This is a genomic window from Pseudomonas sp. PS01301 (genome assembly GCF_029960215.1).
In the GTDB taxonomy this organism is placed as follows: Bacteria; Pseudomonadota; Gammaproteobacteria; order Pseudomonadales; family Pseudomonadaceae; genus Aquipseudomonas; species Aquipseudomonas coleopterorum.
The window spans coordinates 1-17313 of record NZ_JASCPM010000032.1 but is presented as its reverse complement, the minus strand read 5'-3'; the positions used below and the strand labels follow the sequence as shown (position 1 = coordinate 17313).

Below are 17313 nucleotides of genomic sequence, written 5' to 3'. Positions count from 1 at the left end.
TTCACCGCTAGTAATCGGCAGCGTCCAACCGCTTATTGCACGCCTGCCTAGCCTTTTGCGCGGCCAAACTCGCGGCCTCCAGAAGCAGCCAGGTCACCGACTGGAGTGCTTGCTCATCGGGTGATTCGGCAGTGCGGGTATCCAGACCCAGTGCCGTCTGGTTATCAGGAGCAAGCTGATGCCAGCGCTCTAGCACGCAGTGGCAAATGCCCTCGAGGATCTCATCTTTGGTAATCGGAGTCGGCCCTCGACTGCCTGCAGAAAAATCCGAACCGACGAGCTTGAGCGACTGTGATGGACGTTCCATGACCATTCCCCTTCTTGGCTGATGTGAAAGCTGACACCAACCATAGCACCTATATCCTATTTTGGGATAATCCTGTTTTGGGTTTACTTAAGGAGCCGAATCGTCATTCGGCAGCCCTTATGAAATCCATCCACACAGAACGCTATTCCATGCTGATCCGGGCACTCATCGCGTGCAGGAAGGAGAAGGGCTTGAGCCAAACCGAGCTGGCGCGGCGAGTGGGAAGGCCTCAGTCGTATATTTCCAAGGTGGAGAATGCGGAGAGAAGATTGGATGTGGTCGAGTTTCTGGAGATTTGCGAGGCGATTGGGGTGGAAGGAAGGGAGGTGATGCGGGGGGTGTGAAGGGAAGGTGTGCATGTGTAACTGACCCTAGCGTCACCTTCCAAAAATCACTCCAACTCAATCGCGGCACTCTCGACCTTCACCACCAAGCTCGCAAAGAATATACACCCGATCAACCGGGCAAAAATCTCGAGCGTTTCGCAGACATCGGGATCTTCGAACAGCACAGGCCGCGAATCGATCGCACAAAGCGCCCCGTACAGCCGGCCGTCAGGCAGGAAGATGGGCACGCCTACGTAACTGTCCAGATCATAGGTTTTGACGATCAGTCTCGAGGCGAAGCTCTGGTCATGGCTCACTCTCGGAATCAGTAACGGCGCCGGATCTCGCTGAAACTCGCTGCAGATCGTGTCTTCAAGCGGAAAAGCCTCACCTGCGCCGATTCCCAAATCAGCAGCATCGTGCACAGAGCAGATCACCAGTTCGGCGTCGCCGAACTTGGTGATCGCGGCAAAGCGCATGTTGGTGAGCCGGGTCACCAACCGCAGGATGTTGGTGGTGGCTTCGATTTCAGCAATGGCTGAGCGTTCTTCCTGGGACAGGAGGCTGGGCGGGTAGTCGAGTGCCATGGTGTACCTCGTCGTTTGGTGCAGTTTCGACCTGTGAGGGAGGTTCTGCAAGGGGGGAGATGGAGCGATGTTTTGGCGCTGGCGCTAGGCGGCCGAAACCGATCATTCAGGCACGAAAAACAGTAGTTGCGAGCTACCCGAGGTGGTTGGTTTGTGGCGCCGAAATTAGTGCCGGGGTAAGTTGAATTGATCTTTTATCTTTTTAAACTTATTAATAATTCTATTATTTTATTTTTTTCTGGAATACCAACTGGAATACCGTTCGGCCAACGTGCTTCTCTCATCTTTCGTAGAAGCCCTAGGCCGCCGATCTACTAGATCATGCTGAAAGGACGTCGCAGTTGACCAATAGCCATATCGGGTAGAGGCATTGAGGTGAGCCAAGCTCCACATCATGCCACTCGGCTTGCGGGAAGATCGGCCGGTACCAGGAGCAGAGATATCTCAGCCCCGCCTGACTTTCTACACTCTCGCCCTTTGAAGCTTTGGCTCGGCCGGGGCTGCCTCATCCTGGGGAATGGGGCCAATTCGGCGTCGGCGTCAGCGCCACGTAAACCAAGCGTTCCCAAATTGGGAACATATCCGCTTGACTCAGGTGAGGCCTCGAGGTAGCTTTGTTCCCAAATTGGGAACAAAGCTACGATCATGAGATTGCTAGGCAGAGAAAAACTACCCCCTCTACAGGTTGAAGGCGAACACATCCGCAAATGGATTTGCGTCTGGGTGAGCGAAATCGGCCATGCGAGATGGAAGCTCCCTGGTGAGCTGCTTGAGCAATACCCTAATGCTCTCGTTACTGGCGAGGATACCTTTCTCTTCTCCGTATGCGGATCGAGCACATTTTTAGAATTGAAAGTCGCATTTGCCCAAGGAATTGCTGTTATCACTGCAATAGTGAAGAAATTATGAATACTCTGATCCCGAAAATCATCAAAACAGAGGAACAGTACCTCGTATACTTCAATGAGGTGCATTCGCTAATAATTGCTTCTCCGAAACTGAGTACAGAAGAAAGCGACAGACTTGAATTGCTCTCGATTCTGATTGAGGATTACGAGAAGCAGAAATATCCGGTTGAAGCTCCAGATCCGATTGATGCAATCCTTTTTAGAATGGCTGAGAAAGGATTGAAGCAGGCTGATTTAGTTCCATATTTTGGAACTAGAAGTCGAGTTTCCGAAATACTTGCTCGAAAACGACCGCTTACAGTACCGATGATTCGGGCGCTCGCCGTTGGTCTAGGGATTTCAGCTGATACATTAGTCGGGCTAGACGAGGTTGGTAGCAGCCCAAAAAAAACTAACGTTGATTGGTCTAAGTTTCCGGTAAAGGAGATGGTCGCTAGAGGATGGATAGATAGCATCACGAGCAAGGCGAAAAAAACCGTCGAGGAAATTGTTCAGGGCTTTATAGTAGATATGGGTTTGCAAGAAGGTGGCGCTTCCTTTCGACGCACATTGTCAGGCGACTCACCTACGCCTACCACGAGTTACGCACTTTATGCTTGGCTTGCAAGAGTTATTCAAAGGACTAGGGAAATAAAAAGTCAGTTGCCAGCTTATGAGAAGTCGAAAGTTGGAGACGGTTTTATCAAGCAGGTAGTGCAATTTAGTAGGTTCGAGGAAGGGCCAAGATTGGCCATCGAGTTTCTCAAGCAGCATGGCATTGCAGTGGTTATAGAGCCGCAGTTAAAAGGGACGATGCTCGATGGAGCAGCTCTAAAAGATTTAGATGGGACGCCCATAATTGCTCTCACGCTTCGCTATGACAGAGTTGATAATTTTTGGTTTACGTTAGTGCATGAGCTGGTTCATGTGTGGAAACATATCGATGATACCAGTGAAGCTATTTTGGATGACTTGGAACATGCGAGTACGGATAAGCGTGAGTCTGAGGCAAATAGAATTGCTAGAGATGCGTTCATACCCCGATCTATATGGAAGCGTACTGATGCGTACTTAAAACCCAGTAAGGAAACTATTGTTGAGCTTGCTAAGGAGCTAAATATACATCCGGCCATAGTCGCAGGGCGTGTTAGGAAAGAAGTAGGGAACTATAATCAGTTCTCAGATCTTATAGGCCAGGGATTGGTCCGAGTTCAACTTGAAAACCTCTGAGGTGTTAATTATGAATACACAGTATTTTCCAATTGTTCGTGCGAAGGCCGGGGAAATGGAAGCTCTCAAGCGCCTGGATGCATCAACCATCGCTCGTTGCACACCTATATCTGAAGTGACCAAGCTGGACGGAACTGATCTCGAACGTGCGCGTAAACGAAGCAGCACGCCTTACGAAGACTACCTTGATAAGCGTGCGCAGAGTATTGCCGCAGTGTTCAAAGGAAAGCACGTGATATTGGACACTTCTCAGTGGCCTGTTGGCTTTGCCACTGAGGGAGGGGAGCAGGTTTTAAGCTATGTTTGCTCCGCACTAAGTGAGTTAGGCGTCATCGTATGCCCGGTCATTGGTTATGATCGGTGGGAATCGATTGAATACCAAGAAACCATAAAAAGTATGGTCTTGCCTGAAAAAGCGTTTTTTTGTATCAGGTTGGATAGCATAGCAATTGAAGATTTTGGTGACTTGGATCACTTAGATGAAATCATTGAAGACATGGTTGCCAGTGCAGGTTTGAATGAAACGAGTACTCCGGTGCTTGTCGATATCGGTGACGTGACCAGGTTGCCTGTGCAAGAAGTGATGGAAATTGTGGAAACTGCTTACGGGCACATGAAGGGTTTAGGGTTCGATTACATAGTCATGAGCGCCAGTTCGATTCCTGACTCAATTGAAAAAGCAGTGAAAGAGCGAGACTCTACTGGGCTGGTGCAAAGAAAAGAAATGATTGTGTGGAAAGGCTTTATGTCGGCTAACCCTAACGCATCATTGTATTTTGGTGATTATGGGATACGGAATCCGCGAGCGTCCGATATCATTGCTACCAATATGAATGTGAAGATCCGGTATACCATAAGTAATGCCTTCTTTATTGCTCGAGGGCACTCGGTACAGGGTGAAGATGGCTATGCTCAGAGTCAAAAATTATCGAGAGTGATTGTCAACTCCGTTCACTATAGAAAGCCTGAGTTTAGCTGGGGTGATTTGAAGATAATGGAATGTAGCTTGGGAGGGATTACTGGAAGTTCCACAAATTGGATATCATTCGATACTAATCATCATATTAAATCGGTAGCAGCCGAGATATTTGAGTTTACGACGCAGCTAGCTGCTGTTTCTGCTCGTGTTTAGGTTGTATGTTCCTTGCAGAATCATACGGGTGGGGGAGCTCTTTCAAGCCAGACGGTACCTTCTGGAAAGTGGGTTACCGTCCTGCTAGAACTGACGTCAAGGCGGTCAGCCACTTGCCAGGCGACGGTCTAGGATGGCGTGGGGTAGAACCCTCACGCACCTGTTGGTAGACGATTCTCCAATTAACTGCAGCTCACGCGCTACTGTTGACAGAGGAAAGGACGGATCTATGTGTAGTAGTTATAAGTGTTCGATGTTGGATTCATCACCCCTTCAACACCAAAATCCGTCAGCCCCTTGCTGAGCGCTTGGTAGATGAAATAGAAGCTAGGGAGTTTTAGAAGTTTTTTGCCGTGAATTTTTTGTTTTCTGAATTCGGTGATAATTTCGCCATGGCTAACATTGAACGGGAAGTTGTGGTCGCGGTTATATCCCCAGGCTTTTAATAGTTTCCCGCGAATGTTTACTCCCTTATAAACTGCCGTAACCAGCCAGCCATCTAACTCTTTCAGCTGGTTCTCGTCATTGATTAATGGGTAGAAGCTCATGATGCCCTTGAAGAATATTCGATTGCTCACTCCGTTTATGTAGTTTGCAATCATTTGGTCCGTAAGGTCCCCGTAGAGATATCTTCTGATCTCCATAATGGCACTTACGAGATTTTCATCCCTGTTGTTGGCCGGGATTTTCAGAGCTGCGAGCTTTGTCCCTCTCAAAGGTTGAATTAGGTGTTTGTATAAAATGTAGCTTATTTGTCTCTTTATTTTATTTTCGGATGACTTCTTGATTGAAATGTTTTTGGTTGATATGGAATACCCCAGAAAATCTATAAAGTGAGTACTTTCCATTTCGACTTTCATCTTCTGTTCGCAAAGTAACCTTATGCCTTTAGATTTTTCAGAGTTTATGGCTACGCCGGTTTCAAAAGAGAAGTCGTTTATGATTTGAGAGGCTTTGCTGATTCGATCATAGTCTGTTGACCAGATGACGGTGTCGTCGGCATATCTCGCAAATCGCAGGCCTGCCTGCTCAAGTTCGCGGTCTAATCGCCAGCAGACTAGGTTGGCTAGGAATAATGAAATCGATGTGCCTTGGGGAATACCTTTCCCGTCCTCGCCTAAGAAAGATTTTATTACTTGCTTTTCGGGAGTGCTTATTAAAAAGCCGTTATTTGAGAACTGCTCAAATAAATATTTGTGGTCGATGCTGTCGAAGAATTTAGAGAAGTCAAATTCGGCTATATATATTCTAGAGTTTTGAGCTAGTTCAATACCGATGTCTTGTATTGCAAAGTGAACATTTCTGTCGTTGCGATAGGCATATGAGAATGAACTAAAACGATGTTTGTTTTTTCTGATGAGTTGCTCATATATCATTCTGGAGACGGCGGCGTCAGGAATTTGGTAAATAGTTACCGATCGGGTGCCGCCAGAAGATTTTGGGATCTTCTTTATTTCAGGTTTGTTTGGAGTGTAGGTGCCTGCGATGATTTTTTTTGCAATTGAATGCGCGATTTGTTTTTTGTGTTTTTGGACATAAAATGGATTGAATTTTTTATCTTTGATCCAATATGCAGGCGTTTTTACATCCTTGACTCCTGGGCTGGACAGCCGTCTGGTCTTCCTCTCATGTTCCAGATGAAGTGCATTGTGATAGGCGTGTTGCCTATCGGTAAGTTTTAGTCCTTCGACATCTATAAGGTCAATTAACTTTTTTTCCAGACTCATGACTTTTCTCCATAAAAAAGCCCGACCGAAGTCGGGCTGTCCACGGGCGCAACCACGTAAAAGTAAGTCGCTAGATTCGTTGGCAATAAGCTTTATCTCGCCAACGTCCATCTCTCTAGGTGCATCCCAGAGTACAAGGGCACCCGCTCGCCTCCTAAAGGCATCCCAAGATTCGAGCACCACATTGAGATTCTGTCAAGTCATTTTGACATCATTAGGGCGTTTTTGACTTGAGCCGCTTGTGAACAGCTTGCCGTCCTCGAAAAATGGTGACGAGGCGCCGCATCCCTTCGGCCGCAAATTCTTGCCGACGAGGGATGCTTGGCGGGCGCCCTCCCAACAATAATCATTTACCTGACCGTTTCCGGATCAATTGGGCGGTAAGTCGATAGTAGTATCGGGTCGCCTCAGAACGATCCCTCAGGTGGTGAACTAGGAACCAGCACACATGCTTGTGCTGCCAGGTCCAGGGGGTATCGCGGTGCCATCTCTGTCGGATAGCCGCTTGCTTGATTAGAGCTTGCCGCAGGTGTCGTTGCTGTGTAGCCATCGAGCCAGTCAGGGCACCGCTCAGGAACAAGGACATATCAAACGGTCGGCTCATGACCGGCCGCCAATGTATGCGGACACCACATCGATTCTATGGTGTCCGAGCTCATCGCTGATCTGCAGACGCGCCTGTCGATTCAGTTCACGGTCGATGCGGTAGCAGTGCCCACCATTGACCGGTGCAGCGTGTCCGGTAAGTTGTTCGTAGCGTTCGCAGGCGAACGAAGCTCGAAGCTCGTGTAAACCTTTCATGCCGTACTCATGGAGGATATCTAGGGCTGGCCGCACGACCTGTCTTAGAAAAGCAGCGTAGCTTTCGTCTCGAGCCAGTATGTTGCGGCTACCACTTGGGGAGACGCTTACTGCTAATTGCAGTGCTGCCTTTGCCCCCGCCGTGATGTCGATCCAACGGGGCGCAAAGGCACCTGAGCGACCACCCTTGGTTCCGTCCTGGATGTTGATGCGGCCCAGCCGGTGGGCCTCTCGTTGCAAGCGCGGTAGGTCAGCGAGAATAGCTTCGCGCAGACGCATTCCGGTCTCTCTTGCTAACAACGCAATCGCGGCTACACGCCCATAGTGGTGCTCCGTGAGTACCTGCATCACACGTTGCACTTGTTGACGATCCTGGCCGTCTGGTGCGCTGGAGCGTAGGGTTGAGCGATGCCGTCCCAAAGCCTGGCTCGGACTTGCGATCCTCACGTCCTGATCACCACGTAGCGCCGCGAGGGTGCGGTTGACGCTGCTCAGGCGGTTCTGCGCAGTAGCGATGCCGAGTTCGCCTTGCTGGATCTGCTGGCGCAGATATGTGGCGTAGTCTTGCAGCGTCTGTCGATCAATCTGGCGCGCATCGTTGTAACCAGGGCCGTCCTCTGACCGACACCAACGCACGAATGCTTGCCAGCGATCGCTATGCGCTTTGACCGTGGTGAAGTGGCCGCCGCCGAACAGATCCTTGAGCGCTTGTGGACCGGCGTAACTCAGCTGGCGGCCATAGCCAAAGTTGCGACCCTCACGCCGACCGACCAGGGCCATCGTCATCTCCGTTTTCGTTCGTTTGCAGAAAGAGCAGCAAGGCTTTCCAGTGGGGGCTGAGCCTGTCCAACTGCTGCCAGTGTGTCGGGCGGATCAGGAGGGCGTTGTCCTGGTGTTGCAGCAGTGCCCCCTTCCTCGCGCAGTTGCTTGATCAGCCGGGCGAGGTTGGCAGGCTCAAAGGGTGGTGTGGCGACAGCGGCGACAGTGGCGACAACCCGCGTCATTTCTGGCCTGGCGCGTGGCGACAGGGTGGCGACAGCGGCGGCGACACGCCGCGATTCTGGTTGCGGTTGAAGTTGCGCCTGGTAGCGGCGCACCGCGTCATTGAGGCGAAACATGGCGGACCTCGAACGTTTTCCGTCGCGGCTGCTCAGCCAGCGATGAGTGATCAGCACGACCAATAGAGAGGCGGTATGGTCAGCGCTCTTGCGGGCAAAGCGAGGGCCGTTGCGATTGACGTCGCGAATGGTGAAGTGAGTCCAGCCTTTCTGCACCAACCAGCGCAGCAGTCGATCCGCCTCTTCGCATCGGCTACTGACCGGCTCCTGTTCGGTCAGGCGCTGGATCTCGGCCAGGTAGTAATCCATCAGCGTGGAGGCGCGCTGGATGTGTGCTTCCTCCAATACACTGGCCTCCTCAACCAAGGCCAGCACACCGGCGATACGCAGTACATTCGCCGCCGCTTTGCCTGCGACAGGCTGGACGCCGGCCAGTTCACCAAACTCACCAGACTGACATTCGATGGTGTCGTGAATATCGATCCAGACCCGGCGGGCACGGGCCGTCAGCTCCATTGTGGCGGGATTGAGTGAGCCATGCTTATGAAGCGACCAGGACTGTTGCAGCAGGGCGGTGATCCGCTGTTGGTAGCGCTGGACTCTGGCATCCCGGCTCAAGTTGATCACCTTGTAGAGCCGCTGGCCGGCCATACGCTCGGGCCAACTGATTAGGCAACGGCCCAGGATGCCTTGGCCATTGATCACTGGGTCTTTGAACAGCTGAGTGGTCGGATAGGGCTGCAGCATCAGGTGCAGGCTGAGGCGGCGATCATAGGCCCGCAGGCTTTCTCCAGCCATTGAGCGCGCCCGATCGGTTGGGTTGCCATCCCATAGCAGCGACAAGGTCTTGATTGCCTTTAGCGGATTCTATTTGGTCATGGTGCTGCTGCCCAAGCACTGGCTAAAAGATAGTGGCTTTTAGCCCTTATACGTGTTGAAACTCTTTTGCACTTTGGCGACGATAGGAGTTTTCCTACAACGCTCGAAGACAAAGGGTAGGGCTCGTGGCGATAAAAGCGGTTTCGAAGGAACGAATAGATAAAGCCTTGCTGGAATTTGACAGTAAGTGCCGAAGTAGGCGCGAGTGGCAGGACTGGGAAAATAACCAGGCTCATCGTTATGCGGTTCACTCCGGTGGTGTGTTGTATCCAGCGAAGAAAATTGTCTCCCTGGCTACCGGCATTGCCGTAGGTGAGTTTTCCGGCGGGCACCCCACCAATAGTTACCTCAAAAAGCGAGGCTTCAACATTGTGGAGTTACCGCGGACGGAGAGCGAGCTAGCAGTGCAGTTCACGTCGGGGTGTGTATACGACCGCAAAACTGAGATCAACGGACCGTTCGGCGGAAGCCTTCAGAGCGGCATTGCAGCGTCCTCTACCTACCCCGCGATTTTTTTGTTTACAGGCGATAGCGGTGAGCAATATGGGTATGCCGACCATTGGGAGGAAGGGGCTTTTTTTTATACCGGCGAAGGTCAGCGCGGGCCAATGACCTTAACCCGCGGCAACCGAGCCATTGCTGAGCATGCTGAGGCTGGCCGCGCGCTGTATTTGTTTAAGTCTCTCGGCAAAGGGAACGGCTACGCCTACGTGGGCGAGTTTTCATGCGCCGACATGTTTACGCGAACCCAACCGGATGTTGAGGGGCGGGAGCGTCCGGCGCTTGTTTTCCGTTTAGTGCCAGTAAGTATGCCTAGTCGGATCATTGAGGCTGAAGTAGAGGACGAGACCGACCTCCCCGGCTCTCTGGCCGCCGCTCGGTTGGCTGCGCTGAGGGCATGTAAGCCCGGTATCGATGAAGTAGGCCAATCCGCGCCGCGTAAGCTTTACCATCGAAGCCAAAAAGTTGCTCACTATGTGCTTATGCGCGCCCAGGGGGCGTGCGAAAGCTGTGAGAAGCCGGCGCCATTTATGAAAAAGGACGGCACGCCCTACTTAGAGCTACATCATGTAAACCGGCTCTCGGATGGGGGTCTAGATCACCCGCGTTATGTGGGAGCTGTGTGCCCGAGTTGCCATCGGGAGATTCATTCTGGGGTACGCGGAGCGTTAGTGAATGCGCTGCTGAAGCAACGGTTGGAAGCAATTGAGGGTTGATTGAGTCGTTTTTTTAAGCGAATTTGGCGACAGTCACTACTTATGTCGCCATGCACCAGGCCGGGTATTACGCGGGTTGTCGCCGGCGTTGCCAATCAACCATTGGGCGAAGCGGTTCGATGACAATCGGTGCGGTAATTTTCCAAAGCGGCGTTGTTTTCATGTCTGGAAATACATGCAGCGTGAGCGATCGCTAAATGCCTTCGGCCTACGCCGGCGTAACGGAGTCCTTCTTCAGCTCGAACCAGGCGGTGGACACGTTCTCGAACGTATATTCCGTGTCCGCTAGTTTGGCTTCGTCCTGTGCATTGCGTTGCACTTTGGGGTCAATGCCTTGTGCAAGCAGCTCGCGCGCTTCCACCACTTTTTTCTTGGCGTTCGCTAGTGATAGCTCTGGGTACGTGCCCAGCCCCATATTGATACGGTTTTTGGTTATCAGCTCGCGGTAGTTGAAGTTCCACAGCATCGAGCCGTCGCTCCTGACTCGGAGCTGAAGGTCGTCGCCATCGTTGAGGACGTAGTCATTGCCTTTCGCCTTGACTGCCTTGAGCTGGCGGTCGGAAAGGCGAAGGGCCGGAGCAGGCGTGAGAGGTCCCTCTGACACCGTTTTGGTATTCCAAAAAATAGCACCGGATGGATTGGAATACCGTTTGGAATACCTAAACGGCTGGAGTTCGGAAACCCTCCGCGGAGCCCGGTAGAACCTAAACCCGTGCATTCACTAAACTCCAGACACAAAAAAAGGCGCCCGAGGACGCCTTCTTCTGCAGATTTGGTGGAGCCGGGGGGATTTGAACCCCCGTCCGCCAGTACTCCGCTGTCGGTACTACATGCTTAGCCGTGTCTACTGAGTTAATCCGCAGCCGCCCGACTGGCAGGGTGCATTGGACGAGCTGTGTAAGTTTTAGTCGCTTTGCCCACAGCGTGCTACACGACGATCCTGTTCTGCGTGACGATCACTTTGGGTTTACAGGCATCCCCTGATGATCGCTGGCACCGAAGTAGCCAGAAGAGCGGCTCAGCTACCGTTAGGCAGCGAGAGCTTGGCCCTCGTAGGTTTCGTCATTGGCAACTATAGAAAGTTGCAACAGTGGATTTACGACTTCTGTTACCAAGTCGGCATGCACCTAAAGTTTCGCAACCGGCGTCGAATCCTAATCGGCCCCAGCCCCTGCGGTTAGGCAGGGGAGACGTAGTCTACGTCATTTTGCGGCGTCAGGCCAACCCTATGGTTGGCTTGGCGGTCAGCCTTTGCTTTTCTGAGCATCCATCAGGATGTTCATGGCATCGGTGGAGTGCGAGATGCAGGCTTTTTCGTCCTTGGCAGCGTGGGCGGCCATGGCTGCTTTGTACGCGTCGTCGTATTGGCTTTTGGCAGGGTCGCCCAGTTGCATGGAAGTGGTCTTGGCGTCGTTCAGCTTCTGCATGTTGACGGCGCACAGGTCTTCAGCTGCGAACACAGGGGATGCTACCAGGGCGGAGGCTACGATCAGGCCGGGCAGATAGGTACGCTTCATAAGAATCTCCTTACTCAAGGTGGACTCGGCGCTCCTCGGTAGGATCGGCGTCCGCAGTCAGAAATAGCCCGATTGCTTGCGGGCTTGATGAATGGACTTCGCGCCAATGCAGGGGTTCTACGCAAAACGTGTGCGGATGTAAAAAAATTCATAAGGCACCAAAAGGGGGCATGATAGCCCCCAGGTTTGGTGTGATAGACGTAGATCGGCTGCCGATCAGTGCACCAGCATGCCAGTGAACCAGTACGCTTGAGCCAGGGTGATCAAGCCGATGATGGTGGCGAACAACAGGCTGTGCTTGAGCGTGAAGCGCAGCAGGTCGGACTCCCGTCCTACCAGCCCGGTGGCGGCGCAGGCGACGGCGATGGACTGCGGCGAGATCATCTTGCCAGTCACGCCGCCGCTGGAGTTGGCGGCCACCATCAGCACGTCACTCACGCCCAACTGGTGCGCGGTGGTGGCTTGCAGCGAGCCGAACAGGGCGTTGGACGAGGTGTCCGAGCCGGTGAGGAACACACCGAGCCAGCCCAGGAACGGCGAGAAGAACGGGAACGCGGAGCCAGTGCCGGCCAGGACCAGCGCCATGGTGGAGGACATGCCCGAAAAGTTGGTGACAAAGGCGAAGGCCAACACCATGCCGATGGACAGGATCGGCCAGCGCAGTTCGAACAACGTTTCACCGAACGTCTTGAACGCGGTCTTGATGTCGATGCGCAGCACCATCATCGAGATGATCGCGGCAAACAGAATCGCCGTGCCGGTGGCCGAGATCGGGTCGAACTTGAACACGGCGGGCATCGGTGTGGCGGTGGCGACGATGGGCGCGGTCTTTAGCACCAGTTGGTCCAGGTGCGGGATGGCGAAGTTGAACACGAAGTTGTACATGGCGCCGCCCGGGGCGAACATCGCCTTGAACGGCTTCAGGGTCCAGATGGTGACGAGTACGGTCAGGATCAGGAACGGCGACCAGGCCTTGAGAATCTGCCCCAGGCTGTAGGGCGTTGGCGTCGAGCCACCGACGGTGCTGGCTTTGCCTGTTGGCCCGCCGCCCATCACGGCTGCGCCACCGCTGACGGCGACCGTTTCGCGGCTGGCCGCGCGCTTGGGTTGCCACACCTTGAGGAACAGAGTCAGGCAGACGATGCTGGCCAGGGCCGAGGTGATGTCGGGCAGTTCCGGGCCGATGAAGTTGGAGGTCAGGTACTGCACGATGGCAAAGCTCAGGCCTGCGACCAGCGCCGCTGGCCAGGTTTCCCGAACGCCGCGCAGGCCGTCCATGATGAACACCAGCCAGAACGGGACGATCAGCGATAGCAGTGGCAATTGGCGGCCGGTCATGGCGCCGATCTTGAACGGGTCGATGCCGGTCACCTGACCCGCGACGATGATCGGGATGCCCAGCGCGCCGAAGGCCACCGGCGCGGTGTTGGCGATCAGGCACAGCCCTGCGGCGTACAGCGGATTGAAGCCCAGGCCCACCAAGAGGGCTGCGGTAATCGCCACTGGCGCGCCGAAGCCTGCCGCACCTTCCAGAAAGGCGCCGAAGCAGAAGCCGATCAGCAACACCTGCAGGCGTTGGTCGTCGGTAATGGACAGCACCGAGCTGCGGATGATTTCAAACTGGCCGCTCTTCACCGTGAGTTTGTAGAGGAACACGGCGGCCACGATGATCCAGGCGATCGGCCACAGGCCGTACATGAACCCGTAACCCGCGGCGGCCAGCGCCATGTCGGCGGGCATGCCGTAGGCGAAGATGGCCAGGATGATGGACAGCGCCAGCGTGATGCTGCCGGCGATGTACCCCTTCATGCGAAATACGGCCAGCGCCAGGAAGAAGAACACGATGGGAATGACGGCAACCAGGGCGGACAGCCCGAGGCTTCCGAGCGGATTGTAGATCTGCTGCCAGGTTTGCATAAGCTGAGGCCCCTTGTTTTTTTTGGAAGGCTTGGCGCTGTCGTGCGGCTGTTTGATTGCAGAAATTGGTAATACCAATTTACAATAAATCCAAGTCAGGTTAGGGCGCAGCCGTGGGGCTGTCAATTTCCTTATCTATGACTTTGGTCGAGTGCGGCCAAAGCAATCGTGTGTTGGAGCCACCCATGGGTATTGATCAAGTCCGTCAGCGGCGTTTGTCCGATGGCATCATCGAGCGTCTGGAAGCCATGATTCTGGAGGGCACGCTGCGTGCAGGCGAGCGCTTGCCGGCCGAGCGGGCGCTCGCCGAGCAATTCGGCGTGTCGCGCCCCTCGCTGCGCGAAGCCATCCAGAAGCTGGTGGCCAAGGGCATGCTGGTCAGTCGTCAGGGCGGCGGCAACTATGTTTGCCACAAGCTGGGCTCGACCTTCAGCGATCCCTTGCTGGCGCTGCTGGAAAGCAATCCGGAGAGTCAGCGCGACCTACTGGAATTTCGTCACACGCTGGAAGCGTCATGTGCGTTCTATGCGGCGCAGCGCGCCACTGAGATCGATCGTGAACAACTGAAGCTGGCCATGGATGTTCTGGAAGACTGTTACCGGCGGGTCGACAGCGTGACGCGGGAGGAGGAGGGCGTGGCCGATGCCAACTTCCATCTGGCCATCGCCGAAGCCAGTCACAACGCGGTGTTGCTGCACACGGTGCGTGGGCTGTTCGACATGCTCAAGCGCAATATGGTGGTGAACATCGGGGGGATGCATCGACACAGTGTCGAAACCCGCGACAAGCTCATCGCGCAGCATCGGCGGCTGTTTCAAGCAATCGTCGAGGGGCAGGCAGAACAGGCGCGGGAGTTGGCCAGTCTGCACATCACCTACGTGCAGGGCGTGCTCGACGAGGCGCGGCAGACGGTGCAGCGAACCGCTCGCGCGCAGCGGCGCAACGGCTTGTGAAAGCAAGCCGGAAAAAGCGGTGAAACCGGCGCTGCAAAGGCGGGGAGATTAGTCTTCCTTGCCCTTGTTGCGCACGGCACGCTGCAACTCGCGGTTGGAATCGCGCTCGCGTTCGGTATCGCGCTTGTCGTATTCCTTCTTGCCCTTGCCCAGAGCGATTTCGCACTTGATCAAGTGCTTGCTCCAGTAGATCGACAAGGCCACGCAGGCATAGCCCTTTTGCTGAACCTGGGCGAACAGCTTTTCCAACTCGCGGCGGTTGAGCAACAGTTTGCGGGTGCGCGTCGGGTCGGCGATCACGTGGGTGCTGGCCGTGGTCAGGGGGGTGAAGTGGCTACCCATCAGCCAGGCTTCGCCATCCTTGAGCAGCACGTAGCTGTCCACCAGTTGCGCCTTGCCGGCACGCAGGCTTTTTACTTCCCAACCGGCCAGGACCAAGCCAGCCTCGAAACGGTGTTCGATGAAGTAATCGTGTCGCGCTTTCTTGTTCTGCGCGATGGTCCCTGTAGGGTGTTTCTTTAATTTGGCCATAGGGCGCGCATTATAGGCAGTCGTTGCGCTCTCGGCTACGGTATTGCGGTGTGCTTGAGCGGTTGCAATGAATACCGGACAATACGTGATCTTTTTGGATAGCCTGCGCTCTGCCGCTGTCGACAAAGAAGCCCCATGATTTCGTTGGCGTGCCCCCTGTCTGCTGGCATGCCTACCTTATTTTCAAGGCGCCGTTGGCGTCGTCCGGCCGGCGCGTGATGCTCGCGTCCGCCGCCCAGCTTTGGAAGTGACGCTCGCATGACTACCCATATTCAACGCTCGGCTTTGCTGCCATATCCTGCTCAGGCTCTGTATGACCTGGTCAACGATGTGTCGCGCTATCCCGAGTTCCTGCCCTGGTGTTCGGCCACTACCATCCTCGAAGAAACCGACACCTTGATGCGCGCCAACCTGGACATTGCCAAGGGTGGGTTGAGTCAGCACTTCGTGACCCGCAATACCCTGGAGCCCGGTCGCTCCATCGAGATGAATCTGGAAGAAGGGCCGTTCAATCAATTGCACGGTATGTGGGTATTCAAGCCGTTGGGTGAGAAGGCCTGCAAGATCAGCCTGGATCTATCCTTCGACTACGCGGGTCCCATCGTTCGTGCCACCTTGGGGCCGCTGTTCAACCAGGCTGCCAATACCTTGGTCGATGCCTTTTGCCAGCGCGCCAAGCAGTTGCATGGTTGACCAGTCGATCGAGATTGAGGTGGTCTATGCCGCTGTCGATGACCAGGCATTGATCTCGCTTCAGGTACCCGTAGGTGCCACGGTGGCCCAGGCCATCGAAATGTCGGGCATCGCCGAACGCTTTCCTGACGTGGATTTCTCCCAATGCCCGGTAGGCATCTTCGCAAAGCTTGTGGATTCTCCTGCGGAACAGGTGCTGCAGGCAGGTGATCGCATCGAGCTCTACCGACCTTTGTTGGCGGACCCGAAAGAAGTGCGGCGATTGCGCGCGGCCAAGGCGGCGCAAGCGCGCAAGGCACGCTGAGATCTGTTTTCTTCGCTCATCAAAAAGCCCGGCATTACCGGGCTTTTTTCGTATCGCCTGCTTACTGCGGCGAAACGTCCAGCGGCTGGGGCGTTGGGACGGGAACCGTCTTCACACCGTCCACATCGCGCTGGATGTCTTCGAGCATCGACCCAGGCTTGGGTGGCTCTTCGGCTTTCTGTGGCTCGCCCTGCTGGGGCACGACGTTGGTGTCGGTATCGCTGCCCAGAATCGCCTGATCCTTGCTGACGCCAGGCATGAAATCGCCGGACAGGCCAACCAGTTGGTCGTTGCCGTTGAACAGGACACTCATGCGCTCCTGCTGACGTTCGCCGCCGCCTGGCTGCAGGCTGTACAGGTAATCCCAGCGATTGGCGTGGAACGTGTCGACCAGCAGAGGGTTGCCCATGATAAACCTTACTTGCCGACGGGTCATTCCGGGCCTTAACTGGTCTATCATGTCCTGCGTGACGACATTGCCCTGCTGGATGTCGATTTTGTAAACCCCGGGGAATGAACAACCGGCGAGTGCGAGCAGTCCCACGAAGGTGAGGCTGGTTAGCAAGTGCTTGGTGTTTTGCATCGGTGGGCGACTTCCACTATCTTGGCTGGGACAACGTAAACCCCGATCATACCCGTATTAAGAGATGCTGCGAAGCCGCATCGTTGAGAAAGCTGACCATGGTTGATAATAGCGAACTGCGTAAAGCCGGCCTCAAGGTGACCCTTCCACGGGTCAAGATTCTGCAAATGCTGGAATCGGCACAGCAACGCCACATGAGCGCCGAAGAGGTCTACAAGGCGCTGATGGAAGCTGGCGAGGATGTGGGTCTGGCCACGGTTTACCGTGTTCTGACTCAATTCGAAGCGGCCGGTCTGGTAGCACGTCATAACTTCGACGGCGGCCATGCCGTGTTCGAATTGGCAGACGGCGAGCATCACGACCACATGGTCGATGTGGAGTCGGGTGAAGTGATCGAGTTCACCGATCACGAGATTGAACGGCTCCAGAAGGAGCGTGCGATCCAGAACGGCTACGAGTTGGTCGATCACAACCTGGTGCTGTACGTGCGTCGGCCCAAGTAATCTCGGGCTTGATGCAGAAAGGCGACCCTAGGGTCGCCTTTTTTGTATGCGGTGTGTCAGTGAGGGCCTCTTCGCGGGCAGAGCCCGCTCCCACATGGAGCAGGGTTGCATTGCAGTATTGTGGGGGCGGGCTCTGCCCGCGAAGAGGCCGGCCCTGCCCC

The 17313-nt window shown here is 54.6% G+C and carries 18 protein-coding genes, 1 other RNA gene and 3 pseudogenes; 9 read left to right on the top strand and 13 right to left on the bottom strand.

Annotated features, from left to right (window positions below; all coding sequences use genetic code 11):
* Positions 1 to 7: 7 nt before the first annotated feature.
* Positions 8 to 307, bottom strand: a complete 300-nt coding sequence (locus tag QMX89_RS16290) for a hypothetical protein (protein WP_282348973.1) — start codon at positions 305 to 307, stop codon at positions 8 to 10.
* A gap of 23 nt (positions 308 to 330) precedes the next feature.
* Between QMX89_RS16290 and QMX89_RS16285 the strand changes: the two genes are divergently transcribed.
* Positions 331 to 651 carry a helix-turn-helix transcriptional regulator gene (locus QMX89_RS16285; RefSeq protein WP_349012746.1) on the top strand — a complete coding sequence of 107 codons (321 nt, stop codon included), beginning with the start codon at positions 331 to 333 and terminating at the stop codon, positions 649 to 651.
* A gap of 47 nt (positions 652 to 698) precedes the next feature.
* On the opposite strand, the gene QMX89_RS16280 is transcribed toward QMX89_RS16285, so the two are convergent.
* Complete coding sequence (locus QMX89_RS16280) at positions 699 to 1220, bottom strand: GAF domain-containing protein (RefSeq protein WP_282348972.1); 522 nt, start codon at positions 1218 to 1220, stop codon at positions 699 to 701.
* A gap of 645 nt (positions 1221 to 1865) precedes the next feature.
* On the opposite strand from QMX89_RS16280, the gene QMX89_RS16275 reads away from it, so the two are divergent.
* The 3 genes from QMX89_RS16275 to QMX89_RS16265 are packed head-to-tail and all read left to right on the top strand — an operon-like array spanning position 1866 to position 4469.
* Positions 1866 to 2129, top strand: coding sequence for a type II toxin-antitoxin system HigB family toxin (locus QMX89_RS16275; protein WP_282348971.1), 264 nt, complete (start codon positions 1866 to 1868; stop codon positions 2127 to 2129).
* A complete protein-coding gene (locus QMX89_RS16270) occupies positions 2126 to 3337 on the top strand; it encodes an ImmA/IrrE family metallo-endopeptidase (protein ID WP_282348970.1) in 1212 nt (403 codons plus the stop codon). Before QMX89_RS16275 ends, QMX89_RS16270 begins: the two co-directional genes overlap by 4 nt.
* A gap of 10 nt (positions 3338 to 3347) precedes the next feature.
* Positions 3348 to 4469 carry a beta family protein gene (locus tag QMX89_RS16265; RefSeq protein WP_282348969.1) on the top strand — a complete coding sequence of 374 codons (1122 nt, stop codon included), beginning with the start codon at positions 3348 to 3350 and terminating at the stop codon, positions 4467 to 4469.
* A 227-nt stretch (positions 4470 to 4696) separates the two neighbouring features.
* Here QMX89_RS16265 and QMX89_RS16260 read toward each other — a convergent pair whose 3' ends face one another.
* The 5 genes and pseudogenes from QMX89_RS16260 to QMX89_RS16240 all read right to left on the bottom strand — a co-directional run.
* Positions 4697 to 6379 (bottom strand): reverse transcriptase domain-containing protein, encoded by a 1683-nt coding sequence (locus QMX89_RS16260; protein WP_282348968.1) that lies wholly within the window; start codon positions 6377 to 6379, stop codon positions 4697 to 4699.
* Positions 6380 to 6542: 163 nt separating this feature from the next.
* Positions 6543 to 6800 carry a hypothetical protein gene (locus QMX89_RS16255; protein ID WP_282348967.1) on the bottom strand — a complete coding sequence of 86 codons (258 nt, stop codon included), beginning with the start codon at positions 6798 to 6800 and terminating at the stop codon, positions 6543 to 6545.
* Positions 6797 to 7777: an integrase domain-containing protein gene (locus tag QMX89_RS16250; protein ID WP_282348966.1), complete on the bottom strand. Its 981-nt coding sequence runs from the start codon at positions 7775 to 7777 to the stop codon at positions 6797 to 6799. The genes QMX89_RS16255 and QMX89_RS16250 overlap by 4 nt, the downstream gene beginning before the upstream one ends.
* Positions 7755 to 8115: pseudogene (locus QMX89_RS16245) on the bottom strand (hypothetical protein). Before QMX89_RS16245 ends, QMX89_RS16250 begins: the two are co-directional and overlap by 23 nt.
* Positions 8099 to 8949, bottom strand: a pseudogene (locus QMX89_RS16240) (DUF3987 domain-containing protein); the annotation flags it as partial. The pseudogenes QMX89_RS16245 and QMX89_RS16240, both read right to left, overlap by 17 nt.
* 110 nt (positions 8950 to 9059) lie before the next feature.
* Here QMX89_RS16240 and QMX89_RS16235 point away from each other — a divergent pair.
* The gene (locus QMX89_RS16235) at positions 9060 to 10151 is read left to right on the top strand and encodes an HNH endonuclease signature motif containing protein (protein ID WP_282348964.1); all 1092 of its coding nucleotides are present in this window, start codon (positions 9060 to 9062) and stop codon (positions 10149 to 10151) included.
* Positions 10152 to 10251: 100 nt separating this feature from the next.
* On the opposite strand, the pseudogene QMX89_RS16230 reads toward QMX89_RS16235, so the two are convergent.
* The 4 genes and pseudogenes from QMX89_RS16230 to QMX89_RS16215 form a co-directional block, all read right to left on the bottom strand.
* Positions 10252 to 10755 (bottom strand): annotated as a pseudogene (locus tag QMX89_RS16230) (integrase arm-type DNA-binding domain-containing protein); the annotation flags it as partial.
* 169 nt (positions 10756 to 10924) lie between these two features.
* Positions 10925 to 11317: a transfer-messenger RNA gene (ssrA, locus tag QMX89_RS16225) on the bottom strand.
* Positions 11318 to 11395: 78 nt separating this feature from the next.
* A complete protein-coding gene (locus tag QMX89_RS16220) occupies positions 11396 to 11668 on the bottom strand; it encodes a hypothetical protein (protein ID WP_282348963.1) in 273 nt (90 codons plus the stop codon).
* Positions 11669 to 11884: 216 nt separating this feature from the next.
* Positions 11885 to 13585 carry a lactate permease LctP family transporter gene (locus QMX89_RS16215; RefSeq protein ID WP_282348962.1) on the bottom strand — a complete coding sequence of 567 codons (1701 nt, stop codon included), beginning with the start codon at positions 13583 to 13585 and terminating at the stop codon, positions 11885 to 11887.
* Positions 13586 to 13770: 185 nt separating this feature from the next.
* Here QMX89_RS16215 and QMX89_RS16210 point away from each other — a divergent pair, with 185 nt between their 5' ends.
* Positions 13771 to 14538: a GntR family transcriptional regulator gene (locus tag QMX89_RS16210; RefSeq protein WP_282348961.1), complete on the top strand. Its 768-nt coding sequence runs from the start codon at positions 13771 to 13773 to the stop codon at positions 14536 to 14538.
* A 48-nt stretch (positions 14539 to 14586) separates the two neighbouring features.
* Here the strand turns inward: QMX89_RS16210 and smpB are convergent, their stop codons facing one another.
* Positions 14587 to 15069: an SsrA-binding protein SmpB gene (gene smpB, locus QMX89_RS16205; RefSeq protein ID WP_043190812.1), complete on the bottom strand. Its 483-nt coding sequence runs from the start codon at positions 15067 to 15069 to the stop codon at positions 14587 to 14589.
* Between the two features lie 258 nt (positions 15070 to 15327).
* Here smpB and QMX89_RS16200 point away from each other — a divergent pair, with 258 nt between their 5' ends.
* Together QMX89_RS16200 and QMX89_RS16195 are read left to right on the top strand one after the other, a co-directional pair.
* Positions 15328 to 15762 carry a type II toxin-antitoxin system RatA family toxin gene (locus QMX89_RS16200; protein WP_043190809.1) on the top strand — a complete coding sequence of 145 codons (435 nt, stop codon included), beginning with the start codon at positions 15328 to 15330 and terminating at the stop codon, positions 15760 to 15762.
* On the top strand, positions 15755 to 16066 hold the full coding sequence (locus tag QMX89_RS16195) for an RnfH family protein (protein WP_282348960.1): 312 nt from the start codon (positions 15755 to 15757) through the stop codon (positions 16064 to 16066). The genes QMX89_RS16200 and QMX89_RS16195 overlap by 8 nt, the downstream gene beginning before the upstream one ends.
* Before the next feature lie 61 nt (positions 16067 to 16127).
* On the opposite strand, the gene QMX89_RS16190 is transcribed toward QMX89_RS16195, so the two are convergent.
* Positions 16128 to 16649 carry an outer membrane protein assembly factor BamE gene (locus QMX89_RS16190; RefSeq protein WP_049858655.1) on the bottom strand — a complete coding sequence of 174 codons (522 nt, stop codon included), beginning with the start codon at positions 16647 to 16649 and terminating at the stop codon, positions 16128 to 16130.
* Between the two features lie 98 nt (positions 16650 to 16747).
* Between QMX89_RS16190 and fur the strand changes: the two genes are divergently transcribed.
* On the top strand, positions 16748 to 17152 hold the full coding sequence (gene fur / locus QMX89_RS16185) for a ferric iron uptake transcriptional regulator (protein ID WP_049858656.1): 405 nt from the start codon (positions 16748 to 16750) through the stop codon (positions 17150 to 17152).
* Positions 17153 to 17313 lie beyond the last annotated feature (161 nt).

Bases quoted from the DNA above. Each gene is read 5' to 3' on its own strand.
- QMX89_RS16190 (WP_049858655.1), bottom strand. From the start codon at position 16,649: ATGCAAAACACCAAGCACTTGCTAACCAGCCTCACCTTCGTGGGACTG.
- QMX89_RS16210 (WP_282348961.1), top strand. From the start codon at position 13,771: ATGGGTATTGATCAAGTCCGTCAGCGGCGTTTGTCCGATGGCATCATC.
- QMX89_RS16200 (WP_043190809.1), top strand. From the start codon at position 15,328: ATGACTACCCATATTCAACGCTCGGCTTTGCTGCCATATCCTGCTCAG.
- QMX89_RS16270 (WP_282348970.1), top strand. From the start codon at position 2,126: ATGAATACTCTGATCCCGAAAATCATCAAAACAGAGGAACAGTACCTC.
- QMX89_RS16195 (WP_282348960.1), top strand. From the start codon at position 15,755: ATGGTTGACCAGTCGATCGAGATTGAGGTGGTCTATGCCGCTGTCGAT.
- QMX89_RS16275 (WP_282348971.1), top strand. From the start codon at position 1,866: ATGAGATTGCTAGGCAGAGAAAAACTACCCCCTCTACAGGTTGAAGGC.
- QMX89_RS16220 (WP_282348963.1), bottom strand. From the start codon at position 11,668: ATGAAGCGTACCTATCTGCCCGGCCTGATCGTAGCCTCCGCCCTGGTA.
- QMX89_RS16250 (WP_282348966.1), bottom strand. From the start codon at position 7,777: ATGGCCCTGGTCGGTCGGCGTGAGGGTCGCAACTTTGGCTATGGCCGC.
- smpB (WP_043190812.1), bottom strand. From the start codon at position 15,069: ATGGCCAAATTAAAGAAACACCCTACAGGGACCATCGCGCAGAACAAG.
- fur (WP_049858656.1), top strand. From the start codon at position 16,748: ATGGTTGATAATAGCGAACTGCGTAAAGCCGGCCTCAAGGTGACCCTT.
- QMX89_RS16215 (WP_282348962.1), bottom strand. From the start codon at position 13,585: ATGCAAACCTGGCAGCAGATCTACAATCCGCTCGGAAGCCTCGGGCTG.
- QMX89_RS16255 (WP_282348967.1), bottom strand. From the start codon at position 6,800: ATGAGCCGACCGTTTGATATGTCCTTGTTCCTGAGCGGTGCCCTGACT.
- QMX89_RS16280 (WP_282348972.1), bottom strand. From the start codon at position 1,220: ATGGCACTCGACTACCCGCCCAGCCTCCTGTCCCAGGAAGAACGCTCA.
- QMX89_RS16265 (WP_282348969.1), top strand. From the start codon at position 3,348: ATGAATACACAGTATTTTCCAATTGTTCGTGCGAAGGCCGGGGAAATG.
- QMX89_RS16290 (WP_282348973.1), bottom strand. From the start codon at position 307: ATGGAACGTCCATCACAGTCGCTCAAGCTCGTCGGTTCGGATTTTTCT.